Origin of the sequence: Rhodoferax koreense (genome assembly GCF_001955695.1) — a bacterium.
GTDB classification, from domain to species: domain Bacteria; phylum Pseudomonadota; class Gammaproteobacteria; order Burkholderiales; family Burkholderiaceae_C; genus Rhodoferax_B; species Rhodoferax_B koreensis.
In genome coordinates this window covers 2,998,152-3,017,623 of the sequence record NZ_CP019236.1, presented here as the reverse complement: position 1 = coordinate 3,017,623, position 19,472 = coordinate 2,998,152, and the positions used below count along the sequence as shown (strand labels likewise).

General features: G+C 65.9%; 21 protein-coding genes. 12 read left to right on the top strand and 9 right to left on the bottom strand.

The window, feature by feature from the left end:
* Positions 1-129 precede the first annotated feature (129 nt).
* Genes RD110_RS14025 through RD110_RS14015 form a run of 3 tightly spaced genes read left to right on the top strand, consistent with a single transcriptional unit; the run spans position 130 to position 3,933 of the window.
* The gene (locus RD110_RS14025) at positions 130-2,487 is read left to right on the top strand and encodes a Tex family protein (RefSeq protein WP_076200056.1); all 2,358 of its coding nucleotides are present in this window, start codon (positions 130-132) and stop codon (positions 2,485-2,487) included.
* Positions 2,488-2,540: 53 nt separating this feature from the next.
* Positions 2,541-3,365 (top strand): HDOD domain-containing protein, encoded by an 825-nt coding sequence (locus RD110_RS14020; protein WP_076200055.1) that lies wholly within the window; start codon positions 2,541-2,543, stop codon positions 3,363-3,365.
* Between the two features lie 22 nt (positions 3,366-3,387).
* Positions 3,388-3,933 (top strand): DUF4256 domain-containing protein, encoded by a 546-nt coding sequence (locus RD110_RS14015; protein ID WP_076200054.1) that lies wholly within the window; start codon positions 3,388-3,390, stop codon positions 3,931-3,933.
* Between the two features lie 11 nt (positions 3,934-3,944).
* Here the strand turns inward: RD110_RS14015 and RD110_RS14010 are convergent, their stop codons facing one another.
* Positions 3,945-5,081, bottom strand: a complete 1,137-nt coding sequence (locus RD110_RS14010) for an iron-containing alcohol dehydrogenase (protein ID WP_076200053.1) — start codon at positions 5,079-5,081, stop codon at positions 3,945-3,947.
* A gap of 61 nt (positions 5,082-5,142) precedes the next feature.
* Between RD110_RS14010 and RD110_RS14005 the strand changes: the two genes are divergently transcribed.
* Both RD110_RS14005 and RD110_RS14000 read left to right on the top strand, forming a co-directional pair.
* Entirely contained in the window at positions 5,143-6,159 is a 1,017-nt protein-coding gene (locus RD110_RS14005) for an alpha/beta hydrolase (RefSeq protein WP_076200052.1), read from the top strand.
* Positions 6,156-7,022 carry a YbgC/FadM family acyl-CoA thioesterase gene (locus tag RD110_RS14000; protein ID WP_076200051.1) on the top strand — a complete coding sequence of 289 codons (867 nt, stop codon included), beginning with the start codon at positions 6,156-6,158 and terminating at the stop codon, positions 7,020-7,022. The genes RD110_RS14005 and RD110_RS14000 overlap by 4 nt, the downstream gene beginning before the upstream one ends.
* Positions 7,023-7,095: 73 nt before the next feature.
* On the opposite strand, the gene ygfZ is transcribed toward RD110_RS14000, so the two are convergent.
* Complete coding sequence (gene ygfZ / locus RD110_RS13995) at positions 7,096-8,010, bottom strand: CAF17-like 4Fe-4S cluster assembly/insertion protein YgfZ (RefSeq protein WP_076200050.1); 915 nt, start codon at positions 8,008-8,010, stop codon at positions 7,096-7,098.
* A 47-nt stretch (positions 8,011-8,057) separates the two neighbouring features.
* Between ygfZ and mltG the strand changes: the two genes are divergently transcribed.
* The 6 genes from mltG (at position 8,058) to RD110_RS13965 (ending at position 12,831) form a co-directional block, all read left to right on the top strand.
* A complete protein-coding gene (mltG, locus tag RD110_RS13990) occupies positions 8,058-9,038 on the top strand; it encodes an endolytic transglycosylase MltG (RefSeq protein WP_076200049.1) in 981 nt (326 codons plus the stop codon).
* Positions 9,039-9,193: 155 nt separating this feature from the next.
* Entirely contained in the window at positions 9,194-9,868 is a 675-nt protein-coding gene (gene tmk / locus RD110_RS13985) for a dTMP kinase (RefSeq protein WP_076200048.1), read from the top strand.
* Entirely contained in the window at positions 9,865-10,896 is a 1,032-nt protein-coding gene (locus RD110_RS13980; protein WP_076200047.1) for a DNA polymerase III subunit delta', read from the top strand. The genes tmk and RD110_RS13980 overlap by 4 nt, the downstream gene beginning before the upstream one ends.
* Positions 10,897-10,924: 28 nt before the next feature.
* Positions 10,925-11,284, top strand: a complete 360-nt coding sequence (locus RD110_RS13975; protein ID WP_076200046.1) for a PilZ domain-containing protein — start codon at positions 10,925-10,927, stop codon at positions 11,282-11,284.
* 81 nt (positions 11,285-11,365) lie between these two features.
* A complete protein-coding gene (locus RD110_RS13970; protein ID WP_076200045.1) occupies positions 11,366-12,160 on the top strand; it encodes a TatD family hydrolase in 795 nt (264 codons plus the stop codon).
* Positions 12,157-12,831 (top strand): ankyrin repeat domain-containing protein, encoded by a 675-nt coding sequence (locus RD110_RS13965; RefSeq protein ID WP_076200044.1) that lies wholly within the window; start codon positions 12,157-12,159, stop codon positions 12,829-12,831. Before RD110_RS13970 ends, RD110_RS13965 begins: the two co-directional genes overlap by 4 nt.
* Positions 12,832-12,980: 149 nt before the next feature.
* On the opposite strand, the gene RD110_RS13960 is transcribed toward RD110_RS13965, so the two are convergent.
* The 5 genes from RD110_RS13960 to RD110_RS13940 form a co-directional block, all read right to left on the bottom strand.
* Positions 12,981-13,763: a 3-hydroxybutyrate dehydrogenase gene (locus RD110_RS13960; protein WP_076200043.1), complete on the bottom strand. Its 783-nt coding sequence runs from the start codon at positions 13,761-13,763 to the stop codon at positions 12,981-12,983.
* Positions 13,764-13,820: 57 nt separating this feature from the next.
* Positions 13,821-14,558: an acetoacetate decarboxylase gene (locus tag RD110_RS13955; protein WP_076200042.1), complete on the bottom strand. Its 738-nt coding sequence runs from the start codon at positions 14,556-14,558 to the stop codon at positions 13,821-13,823.
* Complete coding sequence (locus tag RD110_RS13950) at positions 14,555-15,793, bottom strand: patatin-like phospholipase family protein (RefSeq protein ID WP_076200041.1); 1,239 nt, start codon at positions 15,791-15,793, stop codon at positions 14,555-14,557. The genes RD110_RS13955 and RD110_RS13950 overlap by 4 nt, the downstream gene beginning before the upstream one ends.
* A gap of 248 nt (positions 15,794-16,041) precedes the next feature.
* A complete protein-coding gene (locus RD110_RS13945) occupies positions 16,042-16,743 on the bottom strand; it encodes a VIT1/CCC1 transporter family protein (protein ID WP_076200040.1) in 702 nt (233 codons plus the stop codon).
* Positions 16,744-17,304 carry a cytochrome b gene (locus tag RD110_RS13940; protein ID WP_076200039.1) on the bottom strand — a complete coding sequence of 187 codons (561 nt, stop codon included), beginning with the start codon at positions 17,302-17,304 and terminating at the stop codon, positions 16,744-16,746.
* 199 nt (positions 17,305-17,503) lie between these two features.
* On the opposite strand from RD110_RS13940, the gene RD110_RS13935 reads away from it, so the two are divergent.
* Positions 17,504-18,253 (top strand): trypsin-like peptidase domain-containing protein, encoded by a 750-nt coding sequence (locus tag RD110_RS13935; RefSeq protein ID WP_076204986.1) that lies wholly within the window; start codon positions 17,504-17,506, stop codon positions 18,251-18,253.
* 12 nt (positions 18,254-18,265) lie between these two features.
* Here the strand turns inward: RD110_RS13935 and RD110_RS13930 are convergent, their stop codons facing one another.
* Together RD110_RS13930 and RD110_RS28960 are read right to left on the bottom strand one after the other, a co-directional pair.
* A complete protein-coding gene (locus RD110_RS13930) occupies positions 18,266-18,805 on the bottom strand; it encodes a Dps family protein (RefSeq protein WP_076200038.1) in 540 nt (179 codons plus the stop codon).
* A 156-nt stretch (positions 18,806-18,961) separates the two neighbouring features.
* On the bottom strand, positions 18,962-19,471 hold the full coding sequence (locus RD110_RS28960) for a KGG domain-containing protein (RefSeq protein WP_394329414.1): 510 nt from the start codon (positions 19,469-19,471) through the stop codon (positions 18,962-18,964).
* Position 19,472: the final 1 nt, after the last annotated feature.

Here is a 19,472-nt window from a genome sequence, read left to right as displayed (position 1 = left end):
TGGCGATGCCGACCCATATTGCGCCAGATGCCAATTGGGCAGGTAACACTTTGCGCACGGGGCAATGCCTCATTCGGCCGCGCTTAAACTCTCGCCCTTTCTCCGCTCTCCTTTCCGATCCAGCGCCCTATGCAGAAAATCATTCGCCAGCTCGCCGCAGAAATCAAGGTTCGTGAAGAACAGGTCAGAACCGCCGTCGAACTGCTCGACGGCGGCGCCACCGTGCCCTTCATCGCGCGTTACCGCAAGGAAGTCACGGGCGGCCTCGACGACATCCAGCTGCGCGAGCTCGAAGCGCGTTTGAGCTACCTGCGCGAACTCGAAGACCGGCGCGAAAGCATCGTCGCCAGCATCGAAGAGCAGGGCAAGATGACCGACGCACTGCGGGTGGCGCTGTTCCATGCCGCCACCAAGCAGGAACTCGAAGACCTCTACCTGCCGTTCAAGACCAAGCGCCGCACCAAGGGCCAGATCGCGCGCGAAGCCGGCATCGAACCGCTGGCCGACCGCTTGTTCGAGAATCCATCGTTGGTGCCCGCCGATGAAGCCCAGGCTTTCGTGAAAGCCGAGAAGGGCGAGAACGGCGACGACTTCACCACGGTGCAGGCCGTGCTCGACGGCGTGCGCGACATCCTCTCCGAACGCTGGGCCGAAGACGCCGGCCTGGTGCAGAACCTGCGGCAGTGGCTGTGGGACGAGGGCCTGCTCAAGAGCAAACGCGTGGAAGCCAAGAACGAGAACGACCCGGACGTGGCCAAGTTCCGCGACTACTTCGACTACGACGAACCCATCGGCCGCGTGCCGTCGCACCGCGCGTTGGCCGTGTTCCGCGGCCGGGGCCTTGAAATCCTCGACGCCAAGCTGGCCTTGCCGGTCGAACCCGAGCCGGGCAAGCCATCGATGGCGGAAGGCCGCATCGCCCTGCACCTGGGCTGGAGCCACGCGGCGCGGCCGGCCGACGACCTGATCCGCAAATGCGTGGCCTGGACCTGGCGCGTCAAGCTCAGCATGTCCACCGAGCGCGACCTGTTCGCACGCCTGCGCGAGGAGGCCGAGAAGGTGGCGATCAAGGTCTTCGCGGACAACCTGCGCGACCTGCTGCTGGCCGCGCCGGCCGGCCCGCGCGTGGTGCTGGGGCTGGACCCCGGCATCCGCACCGGCGTGAAGGTGGCCGTGGTCGACACCACCGGCAAGCTGGTGGAAACCGCCACCGTGTTCCCGCACGAGCCGCGCAAGGACTGGGAAGGCTCGCTGCACACGCTGGGCAAGCTCTGCGCCAAACACGGTGTGAACCTGATCGCCATCGGCAACGGCACGGCCAGTCGCGAGACCGACAAGCTCGCCGCCGACCTGATCAAGCTGCTCGCCAAGATGGCCGATCAGGCCGGCATGCCGGCGGTGGACGTGCAAAAGGTGGTGGTCAGCGAGGCCGGCGCCTCCGTCTATTCGGCCAGCGAATTCGCCTCGCAGGAAATGCCCGACGTGGACGTGAGCCTGCGCGGCGCGGCCAGCATCGCGCGGCGCCTGCAGGATCCGTTGGCCGAATTGGTGAAGATCGATCCCAAGTCCATCGGCGTGGGCCAGTACCAGCACGACGTGAACCAGAGCGAACTCGCGCGCACGCTGGAAGCCGTGGTCGAGGACTGCGTGAACTCGGTCGGTGTGGACCTGAACACGGCCAGCGTGCCGCTGCTGTCGCGGGTCTCCGGCCTGTCGGCCAGCGTGGCCAAGGCGGTGGTCCGCTGGCGCGAGGCCAACGGCGCCTTCGCCAGCCGCCAGCAACTGATGCAGGTCAGCGGCCTGGGCGCCAAGACTTTTGAGCTCAGTGCCGGCTTCCTGCGCATCCGCGGCGGCGAGAACCCGCTGGACATGACGGGTGTGCATCCCGAGACCTACCCGGTCGTCGAGAAGATCATCGCCCAGACCGGCAAACCCGTGGCCGAACTCATGGGCCGCGCCGAGATGCTCAAGAGCCTGCGCCCCGAACTCTTCGCCAACGAGAAATTCGGCGTGATCACGGTGAAGGACATCCTCGGCGAGCTCGAGAAACCCGGCCGCGACCCGCGCCCCGACTTCAAGGTGGCGCGTTTCAACGACGGCGTGGACGACATCAAGGACTTGGTCGAAGGCATGATCCTGGAGGGCACGGTGAGCAACGTCGCCCAGTTTGGCGCCTTCATCGACCTCGGCGTGCACCAGGACGGCCTGGTCCACGTGAGCCAGCTGAGCCACAAGTTCGTCAACGACGCGCGCGAGGTCGTCAAGACCGGCGACATCGTCAAGGTCAAGGTGATGGAGGTGGACGTGGCGCGCAAGCGCATCGGCCTGTCCATGCGCCTGGACGCCGCGCCGGCGCGCAAGGATGGCCCGCGCGACAACCGTTTCGAAGGGGCAGGGCGCGGACAGCAGATGCCGCGCCGGCAGAACGAACCCGTGGCGCAGTCGGCCATGGCTTCGGCATTTGCGAAATTGCAGACCAAGCGGTGAAGCGGACATACATAATCCCACATGCCTTTCACATCCGTACCTGAGTCCATGCTATGGAGTTGAGCGTCCTGCTGACTTCCGAGGCCGCGCTGCCAAGCATCCCCAAGGTGGTGGCGCTGTTGCTGAGCGAACTGGGGCGCAAGGATCCCGACCTGCGCAAGATGAGCCAGCTCATCAGCGCCGACCCTGCGCTGACCACGCGGCTGCTGACGCTGGCCAATGCCTCGATGTTCCAGCTTGCGCGCAAGGTCAGCAGCATTCCCGAGGCGCTGGCGGTGCTGGGGGTGGAGCACCTGCGAACCCTTGCCACGGCGGCCGCGCTGGGCGGCAGCTTCCGTTCCGTGCCGGGCATCGACATGCAGCAGTTCTGGCGCTACAGCGTCAACAGCGCCAAGATCTCGCGGTCGCTCGCCGGCATGGTGCGGCAGAACCAGGCCACGGCCTTCACCGCCGGCCTGATCCATGCCGTCGGCGAACTGGTGATGCACCTCGGCATGCCCGACGCCATGGCGCCGCTGAACCGCATCACGCCGGTGCTCGACCTGAGGCGCGCGCGCACCGAGCAGCGCATGTTCGGCTACTGTTATGCGGAAGTCGGCGCGGGTTTTGCCCGCAAGTGGCAGTTTCCCGACCTGATCGTGGACGCCCTGCAGCACCAGATCGAACCCTTCGACAACGACGCCTACGAGCCGCTGGCCGGTGTCGTGCACCTGGCGACCTGGCGCGCGCGCGCCAAGGAAGCCAACCTCGACGACAAGGCGCTGGCCGTGAGTTTCCCCGATGTCGTCGGCCTCACGCTTGGGCTCGACATCGACATGGTGCTGCAACAGGACCCGATCGACTGGAGCGCGAAGACGGACATGGGCGCGTTTGTGTGACCAGGGCAGAGGAGCGAACCGCATGGATGCCAAACAACGAGATACTTTCATCGAGGTGTTGAAGCAACGCTTCGCTGACCACCCGCATCGGCATGCCACCGTCGATTGGGCTGCCGTCCAGGCCCGGCTGCAGGCGCACCCCGGCAAGCTGAAAACGCTGCTCGAAATGGAAAACACGGGCGGCGAGCCCGATGTGATCGGCGCGGCGGATGCGCACGGCGCCTACCTGTTCTGCGATGGTGCCACGGAGAGCCCGCAAGGTCGCCGCAGCCTGTGTTTCGATGAACCAGCCCTGATGGCACGCAAGGAGAACCGGCCCGAGGGGAGTGCGCTCGGCATGGCCCAACGCATGGGCGCCGAACTATTGACCGAGGCGCAGTACGCCGAGCTCCAGCGGTTCGGCGAGTTCGACCTGAAGACCTCCAGCTGGCTGGCGACACCGCCCGAAATCAGAGCGCGCGGCGGCGCGCTGTTCGGCGACCGGCGTTATGGCCGGGTCTTCACGTACCACAACGGCGTGCAGTCGTACTACGCGGCACGCGGCTTTCGCTGTGCGCTCAGCGTTTGACGGCGCCGCGACTACATCGCTTCTTCGAGCAACCCGCGGTATTCGTCCGCCGTCGCAATCCGCGGATTGGTCTTGTGGCAATGGTCGGCCAGCGCGCCGCTGATGATGTGGTCGAACTGATCGGTCGCCACGCCCATGGCGGCCAGGCCGGTGGGCAACCCGAGCCGGGCGTTCAGATCGCGGATCGCCTCGGGAATGTCGCCTGCGGATGACAGGCCCATGGCCTGGGCCATGCGCTCCAGCCGGTGGTCTTTCTGCACCGACTCGGCACTGGCGTTGAACTTCACCACCGCCGGCAGGAACATCGCGTTCAGCGTGCCATGGTGCAGCCGTGGGTCGACGCCGCCCAGGCTGTGGCTCAGCGAATGCACGCAGCCCAGGCCTTTCTGGAACGCCATCGCGCCCTGCATCGAGGCGCTCATCAGGTTGAAGCGGGCCTCGCGGTCGGCACCAAAGCGCGTCGCGCGTTCGATGAAGGCCCAGCCGCGCTGCAGGCCGTCGAGCGCGATGCCGTCGGCCGGCGGGTTGAAGGCCGGCGCCATGAAGGTTTCCATGCAGTGGGCGATGGCGTCCATGCCGGTGGCGGCGGTCAGCCGGGCGGGCAGGCCGAGCGTGAGTTCGGGGTCGCAGATCGCCGTCTTGGGCACCAGATGCCAGGAATGGAAGCCAAGCTTCCTGTGGTCGTCGACGATGAGGATGGCACCGCGCGCCACTTCGCTGCCGGTGCCGCTGGTGGTGGGCACGGCGATGATGGGGGCCACGCGCTCGGTGATCAGACCCGAGCCGCCTTCGATGGTGGCGTAGCGTGCGAGCGGCCCTTCGTGCGTGGCGGCGATGGCCACGCCCTTGGCGCAGTCGATGGCCGAGCCGCCACCCACGGCGATCAGGCCATCGCAGTTCCCCGCGCGGTAGGCGGCGGCCGCGGCACGCACCGCGGCTTCGGTCGGATTGGACGGGGTCTGGTCGAACACCGCGACCGGGATGCCGGGCAGGGCGTCCAGCGCCTTCTGCAGCACGCCGGCGGCCTTGACACCGGCATCGGTGACGATCAGCGGCCGGGTGATGCCCACGCGTTCGCATTCCTGTTTCAGCAGCTTGATGGCGCCGAACTCGAACTGGATCTGCGTCACGTAATAGATCAGGGCCATGGGTCTTGTCTCTTCCTCGTTGTAGGATGACCAACTTTACCCAGACCGCCGCTTCCCCGCCATGCTCCGTAACCCCAGTCCGCCGGGCGCGCCGCCCGCCGCGCCCCACCGATTGACGCCCGCGATGCGTTCCGTGATCGACCGCATGGCCAAGGCCGGCCGGCCCGCGATGCACACCTTGACCGGCGCCGAAGCCCGCGCCGCCTATGCCTTGGGCGCGGGCGTGCTGGAAATCCCCAAGCCCGCACTCTTGCGCGTCGAAGACTTCCGCATTCCCGCGCGCGACGGCTTTGCGCTGCCGGCCCGGCTGTACGCACCGTCCCACGAGGTGCTGCCGCTGCTGCTGTATTTCCACGGCGGCGGCTTCACCATCGGCAGCATCGAAACCCACGACATCCTGTGCCGCGAACTGAGCCGGCTGTCGGGCTGCATGGTGGTGTCGCTCGACTACCGGTTGGCGCCAGAGCACAAATTTCCAACCGCGGCCAACGACGCCTGGGACGCGCTGGGCTGGCTGGCCGGCCACGCGGCGCAACTCGGCGCCTTGCCAGGGGCGCTGGCCGTGGGTGGCGACAGCGCCGGCGGCACCCTGGCCGCGGCCTGTGCGCTGCAGGCGAGGGCTACGGCCGATGCGCCCGGCCTCCCGCTGGCGCTGCAGTTGCTGTTCTACCCCGGCCTGTCGGCGGACCAGGACACTCCTTCACACGCCATGTTCGCCGACGGCCTGGTGCTCAAGCGCTCCCACATCGACTACTTCTTCGACCTCTACCTGCGCACGCCGGCCGACCGCGACGACTGGCGCTTCGCGCCGCTGCTGGTGCCGGAGGTAGACGGCGTGGCGCCGGCCTGGATCGGCCTGGCCGAATACGACCCGCTGTTCGACGAAGGCGTGGCCTATGCCGACCGGCTGCGCCTGGCCGGCGTGCCGGTGGACCTGGACATCTACCGCGGCGTGACGCATGAGTTCATCAAGATGGGCCGGGCATTGCCCGAGGCGCGCCAGGCCCACCGCGACGCGGCCAAGGCCCTACGCGCCGCCTTCCACCTGCCCGAAACAACACCCACGGACGCCCGATGACCGAACCAAGCCAAGTCTTTTCCCACCGCCTGCGCGTACGCTGGTCCGAGGTCGACATGCAGCGCATCGTCTTCAATGCGCATTACCTGGCCTACCTCGACGTGGCCATCACCGAATACTGGCGCGCGCTCGGCCTGCCGTATTTCGAGGCCATGGAGGCGCTCGGCGGCGAGTTCTACCTGAAGAAGGCCACGCTCGAATACCACGCCTCGGCGCGGGCCGACGACCTGCTGGACATCACGCTGCGACACATCCGCACCGGCAACAGTTCCATGCTGATGGCCGGTGCGGTGAAAAGGGGCGATGCCGTGTTGGTGAGCGGCGAACTGCTCTACGTCTTCGCCGACCCCTCAACCCAGAAGCCCACGCCGGTGCCAGAGGCGCTGCGCGCGCTGCAGGCTTCGTACGCCGCAGGTGAACCGGTGTTCGAGTTGAAGACCGGTGCCTGGAGTGAATTTGGGCCGGCCGCAGGCAGCGTGCGCCACGAGGTGTTCGTCGAAGAGCAGGGCATCCCGAAGGAACTCGAGTGGGACGACGCCGACCAGACCGCGGTGCACGCCGTGGTGTTCAACCGCCTGGGCCAGCCGCTGGCCACCGGCCGCCTGTTGCCGCAACCTGGCGCGCCGGGCGTTGGCCGCATCGGCCGCATGGCGGTGAAAAAAGCCTTGCGCGGCACGAGGGTCGGCCGTGCCGTGCTCGAAGCGCTGGTGAAGGCTTCGGCCGAACGCGGCGACCACGAGGTGCTGCTGCACGCGCAGACCAGCGCCGAAGCCTTCTACCTGCGCTGCGGCTTCACGCCGCGTGGCGAGGTGTACGAGGAAGCCGGCATCCCGCACCGCGAGATGTTCAGGACGCTTGTATAAAGCCGTTCACCAACCCCGTTCGCCCTGAGCTTGTCGAAGGACCACAGGCTCAGCACGAACGGTGGAGGGGACCTCAAATGTCTTCGAGCAGCTCGTAGGGCAGCGGCAGCAAGGCGATCGAAGCCCCGCTGGCGGCGCCGAGCGTGAGCCCGGCCGATTGCGCCGCCGTCTGCATCGACACGATGGCGTCGAAACCACCGTTCGGCGCAGGCGCGGCCTGCACCACCAGGCCGCAGGGTTGCTCGGCATCTGTGTCGGCAAACACCTCCTGGCCGGCAAACATGGGGGCATCTGCATGAGCCACATAGGCCCGGCGTTTCAGCGTGCCGCGGAACTGGCTGCGCGCCACGACTTCCTGGCCCGGGTAACAGCCCTTCTTGAAGTTCACGCCGCCGACCGACTCGTAGTTCAGCATCTGCGGCACCAGGGCTTCAAAGATCGCCTGCGACACCGTGGCCACGCCGCTCTGGACTTCGGTCCAGAGCCATTGCTCCGTCGTCAACGCAGCACCCGTCGGCGCGGCAGCGTCGGCCGGCGTGAGCAGCAACGCGCGTGGCTGGCCGTTGGCTGGGTACAGCGCGACCGCGGTGCTGGTGCCGGCGTCGACCCGCGTCCAAGGCGCTGCGGCGGGATCGATGGCCTGGGCCACGGCATCGCCCACCAGCCCGTACAGCTTGAACTGGTCCGTCGCGTCCGTGAGCTTGGCCTTGGCGCGCATCACGAACATCGACAGCCGCTTCTGCGTCGTGGCCAGCAGGTCGAGGCTGCAGACCAGCAGCACCTCGGCCGGGCCGCGCTTGAAGCCGATGAAACTGGCCTGCATGCGGCCCTTGGGCGAACAGAACGCGGCCAGGCGGGCATGGCCGTCGTCGAGCAGCGCGAAATCGTTGGTCAGCTGGCCTTGCAGGAACTTGACGGCGTCTTCGCCCTCGACGCGGATCACGCCCAGATGGGAGAGCGGCGCAAAACCATGGAGTAGGTGTTTCATGCGGTCAATTATCATGCGCCTCCATTGTTCGTAAGGCGGGTAGGGTTGTGCGTCGTTTCTTAAGTGTGGTGCTGGTCGTGGCGATCCTGGCTGGCGGCGCGGGTTGGTGGTGGCTGCATCGACCCTTGCCGGTGGGCAACGCGGTGCTCGATCTGACGATTCCGCCCGGCACCTCGGCGCGTGGCGTGGCTGAAGCCGTGAGCGACGCGGGCGTGAAGACGCCGCCGGCCCTGCTGTTCCTGTGGTTCCGCCTGTCGGGCGAGGCGCGCCAGATCAAGGCCGGCAGCTACGAGATCGAGCCCGGCGCCACGCCGATCAGCCTGCTCGGTAAATTGGTGCGCGGCGAGCAGGCGCTTCGCTCGGTGACTTTCGTGGAAGGCTGGAACTTCCGCCAGGTGCGCGAAGCGCTCTCGAAAGCAGAGCGCCTCGCGCCCGATTCCAAAGGGCTGGCGCCCGATATGTTGATGAAATCGCTCGGCCGGCCGGGCGTCGACCCCGAGGGCCGCTTCTTCCCCGACACCTACACCTATGCCAAGGGCAGCAGCGACCTCGATGTGCTCAAGCGCGCCATGCTGGCGATGGATCGGAGGCTCGACGCCGCCTGGGCCCAGCGCCAGCCCGGCATTCCGTTGAAGACGCCCGAGGAGGCTTTGACGCTGGCCAGCATCATCGAAAAGGAAACCGGGCAGGGCGCGGACCGGCCGCTGATCTCCGGCGTGTTCAACAACCGGCTGCGCATCGGCATGCCGCTGCAGACCGACCCGACGGTGATCTACGGTCTCGGCGCCACTTTCGACGGCAACCTGCGCCGGCGCGACCTGCAAACCGACACACCCTACAACACCTACACCCGCAACGGCCTGCCGCCCACGCCGATCTCGATGCCGGGCGCGGCATCCCTGTTGGCGGCCGTGCAGCCGGCGCAGACCACCGCGCTGTATTTCGTGGCCCGCGGCGACGGCAGCAGCCATTTCAGCCCGACGCTGCAGGAGCACAATCGGGCGGTGAACCAGTTTCAACGTCGATGAGTTTGGAACACCCCCAGGTTGGCTCACTTCGTGTAGCCGCCCACCCCCTTGCAGGGGGCGACACCAGCGGCCCGGCAAAGGCTCTCCTGAGCTTGTCGAAGGGCCGGTTCCGCGGTGTCCCCCGAAACAGACAGGCTTGTCCTTAAACTGCGCACATGACTAACGGCATCTTCATCAGCTTCGAAGGCATCGACGGTGCCGGCAAGTCGACCCACATCGAATCCCTGGCCACGGCCTTGCGGGCCCAGGGCCGCACGGTCACCTTGACGCGCGAGCCGGGCGGCACGCCGCTGGCCGAAAAGCTGCGCGCGCTGGTGCTCAACGACGCCATGGACGCGCTGACCGAGGCGCTGCTGATCTTCGCCGCGCGGCGCGACCACCTGCAGCAGGTGATCGAGCCGGCCCTGGCGCGCGGCGAGGTAGTGATCAGCGACCGCTTTACCGACGCCACCTTCGCCTACCAGGGCGGGGGGCGTGGCTTCGATCTGCGGGTGCTATCGACATTGGAGCAATGGGTGCAGGCTGTGCCTGCGCGAGAAGGCGATTTGGTGCGCCAACCGGATTTGACGCTGCTGTTCGAACTCGCGCCCGAACTCGCAGCCGAACGCCTGGCCGGCGCGCGCGTGCCGGACCGTTTCGAGTCGCAGCCGGTCGAATTCTTCCGCCAGGTCGCGCAGGGCTACGCCGACCGCGCCTCAGCATCCCCCGGCCGCTTCGCGCGCATCGACGCCGCGGCTTCGAAACACGCGGTGTGGCAGCAGATCACCAACACGCTGGTGCGACGCGGGTGGCTGTCGATCATGGTGCCGACGCCGGAAGGCCTGAGATGAGCGACATCGTCGAAGCCGAAGTCTTGCCGCCTTGGCTCGCCGCGCAGCGCACGGCCTTGCTCGGCCAGCGCGGCCATGCCTGGCTGCTGCAGGGGCCTTCGGGCCTGGGCCAATACAGCCTGGCGCTGGAACTGGTGCGTGCGTGGCTGTGCGATCGTTTCGATGGCTCGGCCGAGTCGGTGGCGCGCGGCGCGTGCGGCGAATGCGGCAGTTGCCATGCGATCGACGTGCATGCGCATGCCGACCTGTGCGTGCTGATGCCCGAGACGGCGATGATCGACCTGGGCTGGCCGCTCGCGGAGAAAGCGCAGTCCGACATCGATGACAAGAAACGCAAGGCCAGCAAGGAGATCCGCGTCGAGGCCATGCGCGATGCCGTCGAGTTCTCGCAGCGCACGAGTGCACGTGGCCGCGGCAAGGCGGTACTGGTGTATCCGGCCGAACGCATGAACCACGTCACGGCGAATGCGCTGCTGAAGACGCTGGAAGAGCCACCCGGCGACGTGAAGTTCGTGCTGGCCACCGGCGCGGCGCACCAGTTGCTGCCGACCATCCGCAGCCGCTGCATGGGCCACAACATGGCCTGGCCGGACACGGCCGATGCCTTGCAATGGCTGCAGGCGCAGGATGTCGCCGCCGTCGATGCGGCCACGCTGCTGTCGGCCGCCGGCGGCCGGCCCGACGACGCCCTGAAGATGGCGCGCGGCGGGCAGAGCGCCAGGACCTGGGCCCTGGTGCCCAAGGCCGTGGCGCGCGGTGACGTCACCGTGTTCGCCGATTGGGCCATGGCCCAGGTGGTGGACGCGCTGCAGAAGCTCTGCCATGACCTGCTGGTGGTGCACAGCGGCGCGGTGCCGCGTTTCTTTGCGGACGCGGACCTGCCGCCGGCGGCGTCGATGCACGCCCTCACGCGCTGGTCCAAGGAACTGGGCGCCACGGTGCGTGTGGTCGAACACCCCTTTAATTCGGGGCTGATGCTCGAAACGCTTGTGAGCCGCGCGCAAACCGCCCTAAACTCGAAGCGCTAGATCTCATCCCCTTCGAAGCGACCCATCCATGAGCAGCCATTCCTCTTCGCCGCGTCCCAGCGTCATCCAGCTCGCCATCAAGGAAAAGGCGGCGCTGTATGCGGCCTATATCCCGCTGTTCTCCGAAGGTGGCATGTTCATTCCGACCACGCGCGAATACCAGCTTGGCGACGACGTCTATGTGTTGCTGTCGTTGCCCGAAGACCCGCAGCGCTATCCGATCGCTGGCCGCGTGGCCTGGGTGACGCCGGGGCGGGCCGCGGGCAACCGTACGCAGGGCGTCGGCATCCAGTTCCCGAAGGACGAGAAGGCGCGGCTGCTCAAGCTCAAGATCGAGGAACTGCTCGGCGGCCATCTGGGTTCGGACCGGCCCACCCAAACGATCTAGACGATCCGGGCGCTGTTTGCCTTTCATGCGGCTAACTTCGCCGCTTGCCCGGACTCCACACAGGCGCCGAGGCCGATTCCTATGTTCACAGACTCCCACTGCCATCTTTCCTATCCCGAACTGGCGGGCAACCTGCCCGCCATCCGCACCGCCATGGCCGAGGCCCAGGTCGACCGCGCGCTCTGCATCTGCACCACGCTCGAGGAGTTCGAAGAGGTGCATGCGCTCGCCACGGGCTACGACAACTTCTGGGCCACGGTCGGCGTGCACCCCGACAACAACGATGTGCGGGAGCCGAGCCTGGCCGACTTGCTCGAACGCGCCGCGCTGCCGCGCATCGTCGGCATCGGCGAGACCGGGCTCGACTACTACCGGCTCGAAGGCCGCAGCATCGCCGACATGGAATGGCAACGCGAGCGCTTCCGGGTGCACATCCGCGCCGCGCGCCAGACGGCCAAGCCGCTGGTGATCCACACGCGCAGCGCTTCGGACGACACCATCGCCATCCTGAAGGAGGAGGGCGAGGACGGATCGGCCGGTTCGGCTGGCGGCGTGTTCCACTGCTTTACCGAAACCGCCGAGGTGGCGCGCGCCGCGCTCGACCTGGGCTTCTACATCTCGTTCTCTGGCATCCTGACTTTCAAGAGCGCGCAGGACATCCGCGATGTCGCGGCCTTCGTGCCGATGGACCGCCTGCTGATCGAGACCGACAGCCCTTATCTCGCGCCCATGCCTTACCGGGGCAAGACCAACAACCCGTCGTACGTGCCGTTCGTGGCGAAGCAGCTCGCCGTGCTGAAAAATACGACGGTGGAAAACATCGCCGACGTCACCAGCCACAACTTCGACCGCCTTTTCACGGGGGTGATGGCATGAACTCAAACCTCATCCGATACTTCAAGACATTTCTCTACCTTGTTGTTTTCCTTGGTTTTGGTGTCACCCGAGCCGGTTCCTTCGACGACTTCTTCACCGCCGTGAAGCGGGACGATCCCGACGCCATCAAGACGCTGCTGAACCGCGGGTTCGACGCCAACACGCCGGATCCCAAAGGGCAGACCGGCCTGTTTCTCGCGTTGCGCGAACCATCGCCGAAGGTGGCCGAGTTGTTGATCGCCTGGCCGAAAACGGTGGTCGAGTCGCGCAACGACAAGGACGAAAGCCCGCTGATGATCGCGGCCATCAATGGCCAGCTCGACCTCTGCCGGAAGCTCATCGCGCGCGGCGGCGACGTCAACAAGACCGGCTGGACGCCGCTGCACTACGCGGCCACGCGCAGCCACCTCGACGTCATCCGGCTGCTGCTCGACAACTACGCCTACATCGACGCCGAGTCGCCCAACAAGACCACGCCGCTGATGATGGCCGCCTCCTACGGCAGCATGGAGACGGTGCAGTTGCTGCTCGACGAAGGCGCCGATCCGACGCTGAAGAACCTGCAGAACCTGAGTGCCATCGACTTCGCGCAACGCTCGGGCAAGGCCGATGCGGCCGAAGCCATTGCAGCGGCCATCCGCAAGCAGCGGGCCGCCAAAGGTAAGTGGTAGGGCGGTAAAGGACTGCCCTGTCTTATTCCTGGGACACCGTGGAACCGGCCCTTCGACAAGCTCAGGAGAGCCTTTGCCGGGCCACTGGTGTCGCCCCCTGCAAGGGGGGTGGAGCTACACGAAGTGAGCGACTTGGGGGTGAGCAGAAGCTACTGCATGAACCAGCCGTGGCTCACGACGAGCGACTGGCCGGTGAGGGCGTTGGTCTCGAAACCGGCGAACAGCAGCGCCACTTCGGCCACGTCCTGCACGGTGGTGAATTCGCCGTCCACGGTTTCCTTCAGCATGACCTTCTTGATCACGTCTTCTTCGCTGATGCCGAGGGCTGCGGCTTGCTCGGGGATCTGCTTTTCCACCAGCGGCGTGCGCACGAAGCCGGGGCAGATCACATTGGCGCGAATTTTGTACTTGCCGCCTTCCTTGGCCACGGTCTTGCACAGGCCGATCAGGCCGTGCTTGGCGGTGACGTAGGCCGACTTCAGCACCGAGGCTTCCTTCGAGTGCACCGAGCCCATGTAGATGATGCTGCCACCCTTGCCCGACTTCTGCATGTGCGGCATGACGGCCTTGGTGGTGAGAAAGGCGCCGTCCAGGTGGATGGCCAGCATCTTCTTCCAGTCGGCGAACGGGAATTCCTCCACCGGATGCACGATCTGGATGCCGGCGTTGCTGACCAGGACATCGACCGTGCCGTAGGCGGCGATCACCTCGGCCACGGCGCTGTTGACCTGCTCTTCATTGGTCACGTCCATGGCCACCGCCATCGCCGTGCCGCCAGCCTTGACGATCTCGTCGGCCGCCGCCTGCGCCGCCGCCTTGTTCAGGTCGGCGATCACGATCTTGCCGCCTTCGCGCGCGTAGGTGAGGGCGATTTCCTTGCCGATGCCGCTGGCGGCGCCAGTGACGATACAGACCTTGTCTTGCAGTTTCATGGGCGTGTTTTCCGTTTAAGTACTGGTTGAGGGAGGTTGAGCGAAATCCGTCGAAATTCAGGCGAGATAGTCGTGCAGCACGGTGCCGAGGCCGAGGGTCATGTCGGTGAGGATGTGGGTGCCCGAGAGCACTTCCAGCACGGGTAACTGCGCCACCGGCGCGAGCGCATGGTGGGCCAGTTGCAACGAGGCCGGCCCGGTCCAGGCGCCCTTGATCGTCACGTCCTCGAGATAGTACTGCACCAATTCCAGGATGCGCGGGCCACCGTCCACGTGCGGGATGATCTTCAGCAGGTAGTTGGGTGCGAGCAGGCCGGCGAGCACGGCCGCGTGGTCCAGCGTGCGGTGCTTGTAGCCCATGGTGGCCGTGGCCACGCGCACCGGGCCGTAGTCGAGCACACCGAGCAAGGTGTCCACTTCGACCGACATCTTCGGTGCGGCGAGTTTCTTCGGAAAGCCCCACAGCTCGCGGCCGCCGGCGATCGGGCCCTCGTCGTTCAGGTACATCGAATGCACGTAGCCGCCGGCGCGGCCTTCGAAGGTGACCGGGATCACCTGGCCCGATTCGGTGTAGTCGCCAAAACCGGTCGAGTCGGGCATGCGGATGAACTCGTACTTGACGATCGGCTCGGTGATCTGCAACGGCTCCGGAACGACGGCGCGCAGCGCATCGAGGTCGGTGCGGTAGGTGACGATGAGGAACTCGCGGTTCACGAACCGGTAGGGCCCGGGCGGAAAAGCCGGGCTGGTCAGCGGCATGGCGTAGGCGCGTTTTTTGACTTCTTCGATGTTCATGCTTGGGCCTTGCTGGGCGTGAGTGCCTTGGTGACGCCGGTGGTCTTGCGCGCGTCCGACGGGGCGATGGCTTGGAGCGCGGTGGGATGGTCGGAAGACAGATCGAATACCCGGACACCGGTCTGCGCGGGTGCGCGATGAAGCCACCGCTCGTCATGCAGCGTGTGCGCCATGTCGGCGCGCCCGCTTTCCCAGTGCTCTTGCATCGACAGCCGCGAAAACTCGTAGTCCTTGGACTGGCGTTCGTAGTGCTTGCTGCGGTAGATCAGGTGCACCACGTCCACCGCGCTTTCACAGCGCAGCTTGGACAAGGCCTGCACATCGGGATCGTCGCGCAGCGCGGGCGGCAGCTTGGCGATCAGCCGCTTGGCCGCCTGGGCGATCACCTGCCGGTCGAGTTCGTTGGTGGTGTTGAGCCGGGTGCGGCTTGAAAAACGGATGTCTTTCTCGCGCCCCGTGACTTCCTGCAGCGTGCCGGGCAGGGCGCCTCTGGCTGCGAACAGATCGACCTGGAACACGGTCCGGCGTTTGTCCCCGGGCTGGTCGAGCACATACTGGAGCGGCGTGTTCGAAACCAGTCCGCCATCCCAGTAGTGTTCACCGTCGATCTCGACCGGTGCGAATCCTGGCGGCAGCGCGCCGCTGGCCATGATGTGACGCGCGTCGATCGTCTGTTTCGCCGAGTCGAAATACTCGAAGTTGCCGGTGCGCACATTGACGGCCCCGACCGACAGCCTGACACCATCGTGGTTGAGACGGTCGAAATCGACGAGCCGCTCCAAAGTCAGCTTCAGCGCCGAGGTGTCGTAATAACTGATGGCCTCGATCGAGCCGCGCGGCTGGAACGGCGCGGGCGGAAACCGCGGCTTGAAGAACCCTGGCACGCCGTAGACCATGGCCTGCGTGGCGCTGGCTTCGTTGAGCGCTTCGCGGGCCGTGCCGGTGCTGGAGACCGAAGGCAGCGGGACCGAGGAACTCACAAGGTCCCAGAATTCACGCAACCGCGCCACACGCTGCGACGGCGGATTGCCCGTGATCAGCGCAGCGTTGATGGCTCCAATGGAAATGCCGGCCACCCAATTGGGCTCGCGGTAGACCTTGCTCAACGACTCGAAGACGCCGGCCTGGTAAGCACCGAGCGCGCCGCCGCCTTGCAGCACCAGAATGCATTCATCGCCAGCACGCGCCGAAGGATGAACGGGATTGGCGGACGGATCTGGATGCGGTGCGGGCATGAACGGCCTTGTGGAGTTGTGATGAAAGTGGGCTGCGAAAGGATAGCGGAGTTGGCTGCGCTTTATCGCCGCGGCGACGTGATGCTGGTGGGATAGTGTTTCAGGATACGGGTTCCGTGAAGCCGAGGTGAAGATCGGTATGCGGGTGATTCGTGCCGCATCATGTTACTTCATACGATGTATATTATGTTAAGTTAAAGATGTGTCGCTGATGACGTCGATATGCCCTGCGCGTTGCCGGCCAGGCATCAACCCAGCGCCGCGCCGAACAGCCGTCCCACTCCAGCCGTCACGCCGAACGCCAGAGCGCCCCAGAACGTGACGCGCCACGCACCGACCCACGGGTTCGCACCGCCGACGCCAGCTGCCACGCCGCCCAGCACTGCCAGCAGCAACAAGGACGTTCCCGAGATCCACCACGACAGTCCTGTTTCCGGTGCGAATGCGGCGATGGTCACAGGAAGGCTGGCGCCCACCGCGAAGCTTGCAGCCGACGACAGCGCCGCCTGGACCGGTCTCGCGCTGGCAACGTCGGAAAGTCCCAGCTCGTCGCGCGCGTGTGCACCGAGCGCGTCGTGCGCCATGAGCTGGGCGGCAACTTCCCTGGCCAGTTCGGGCTTCAGACCCCGGCCGGTGTAGATCGCGGTCAACTCGCGGCGTTCGGCGACCGGATCCGCTTCGAGCTCCGCGCGCTCGCGCGCGAGATCGGCGTTCTCGGTGTCGGCCTGGGAATGCACCGAGACATATTCGCCCGCCGCCATGGACATGGCGCCGGCCACCAGACCTGCCACGCCGGTCGTGACCAGCGTGGCGTGGCTGGCGTGGGCAGCGGCGATGCCGACCAGCAGACTGGCCGTGGAGACGATGCCGTCGTTGGCGCCGAGCACGGCGGCCCGCAGCCAGCCGATGTGCTGGCTTCTGTGCTTTTCCAGGTGGTGACGCCTGGCCACTCAGGCTTCCACGCGCCGATGGCCGCCCAGCATGCGCAGCAGCGTGTTGTCGCGCACCACGTAGTGATGGAACAGCGCGGCCGCCGCATGCCCACCGATCAGGAAGTACCCGATCGTCGCCAGCGTCTCGTGGATCTCCTTGATCCCGCTGGCCGTGGCCTTATCGGCGCCAATCAGCGCGGGCAACTGCAGCCCGAAGAACGGAATCGACACTCCCTTGGCGCTGAGCACCAGCCAGCCCAGCACCGGCGTGGCGACCATGAAAGCGTACAACGCGAGTTTCATGAGAAGCGCGGTCCGCGATTGCCATTTCGGCGGCTGCGGAACGATGGGCGGTGTGCGGCTGACCACGGCCACGACGATACGTACCAAGGCCAGCGCCAGCACGGCGAGCCCCAGCATGAAATGCCAGGTCTGGATGCCTTCGCGGCCCGCGCTGCCCCTGGGGAAAATGCCTTTGAATTCCATGCAGGCATAGACGGCGGCGATGAGCAATAGCATCAGCCAATGCAACGAGATGCTCAGCCGGCTGTAGCGGTCTGTGTCGTGTCGGACGGACATGGGACGGCTTTCATGGAAGTGGATGCAGAGAAAAGACAGACAGGCGCCATTCTCACAGCGCCGCATTAACCGCAGCTTAAGCACGCGGCAAAACGCGAACCCGCTTATAGTGAAACATTTCCTCAAAGGAACTGCCGATGATCCGCTTTTCCCTTCGTGCTTCGGCGGCCGGCGGTCATCCTTGGCAGGCGACCTCCTCATGACCGAGTCCGTGCTGCTCACCACCGCCCGGGTGTCGACCTTCGAAGGGGCCAAGCTCCTGACCGGCGCCACCGGCTTCTTTTTCGAACGCGACGACCGCCTGTTCCTGGTGACGAGCCGCCACGTGTTCATCGATACGCCGACAAAGCATTTTCCGAACCGCATCGAGATCGAGATGCACACCGACGCGGTGAACCTCACCGGCGTGTTCTCCGTGTCGCTGTGGCTGTACGCGGAGGGCAAGAGCCTGTGGCGCCAGGGCAGTGATTCCGGCGGCGAGATCGATGTGGCGGCGATCGAGATTCCGCGTGCCGCCCTGCCCTCGCCGGTCGCGTTCAAGAGCTTCAAGCCGACGCACCTGCAGGCCTCGCTCGACGAGGTCGAAGTCGGCACCGCGCTGTTGGTGGTCGGCTTCCCGCTGGGCTTCCACGACGTCATCCACCATCTGCCGGTGGTGCGCCATGCGGTGATCTCGTCCTCGTTCGGCGTGCGGTTCCAGGGTCAGGGTTTTTTCCTCACCGATGCACGCACACACCGCGGCACCAGTGGCGCGGCCGTGGTGATGCGTGATCCGAACGGCGATCCGGCGCTGCCCTGGCGGCTGCTCGGCGTGCATTCGTCCCGCATGGACATGAACAGCCGCGACCTGAAGCTGGACGAGTCGCTCGGACTGAACTGCGCCTGGTACGCCGACATCCTCATGACGCTGACGACCGGCGGCGCCCCGACGGGCCAACCGGCCGGCTGAATCGAAGGGGGTTCAGGAGACTTCGCGTCGGCCCGATTCGAAAAGGAACCAGGTGCGGCGTTCGGTTTCGTCGATCCAGTTCTCCAGCAAGCTCGACGAAGCGATGTCGCGGTGTTCATCCGTCACGTTGTGCGCCTCGCGCAGGCGGGCGGCGAGGGACTTGTTGTCCTCGCGGAGCTCGGCGAGCATGTCCAGCGGTTCGACGAACTCGGCATCGTTGTCCGAAATGCGCTGCAGTCGCGCAATGTGCCCAATCGAGCGCAAGGTGTTGCCACCCACCTTGCGGATGCGCTCGGCCAGCGGATCGGTCATGGCGTAGAGCTGGTCGCCCTGTTCGTCGAGCAGCAGATGGTAGTCCCGGAAATGCGGGCCACTCATGTGCCAATGGAAGTTCTTGGTCTTGAGGTAGAGCGCGAAAACGTCCGCCAGCACGCCGTTCAACGCACCCGAAATGTCGGTCGTGGCCTTGGCCGACAGGTCACTGGGCGTGGCCAACGGCGCAGATCGCCGTGTCTTGATTTCCGATTTCTTGCTGTTGCTGAGTTTCGCCATGGCGCAGAGTCTTTCTTTCAAGTGAAGGGAGGTCCGACGCTCGTATCACCGAACGCGCAGACAGCCTAACCGATTTGCGCAGGCTGCTCATCCGTGCCCGTCTCGCGCCCTGCGCGGCGGTGACGCGGCAGGCGCCGGGTCTGCCGGATACCGGGCTCAGCCCCCGTTGCCGCTCACTGGCGCACCCTGCGCGGTCGCGGCCTTGGCGCCCTTGCCACCCCGGCTCTTGGAGCCGGCCGCGCGTGCCTCTTCCGAGGTGAACTCGTGCGCATTGCCACTGGCGTGCGCCGCCCGGCCGCCCTCACTCGCGATGCGCCTTTGCTGTGCCGGATCCATGGCGGCGAAGCCGCGCAAACTCTTCTTCACAGGCGCCACGCCGTTGTCGGTCTTGCCTGCGGATTCGCCCGTTGCGGTCGTGCTGATGTTCACCATGGTGTTGCTCCTCGTTGATAGGTATATCGCCGGCAGCGTGCCGGCAGGGCAAAGCGGCAATTGGCATGCCGGTCGAGTTAGCGCTTGTAACGTCCTCGTTATGAGTGTTGCGTCGATCGAAGGCTTCAAGGATTTGATAGCAGACTCCGCAGCAAACACCTGAAGAAAAATGCACATGCGGTATTTGCAACTGTCGGTAAGGCCGGCGACAGTTGCAAAGAACAGCAGGTTCATG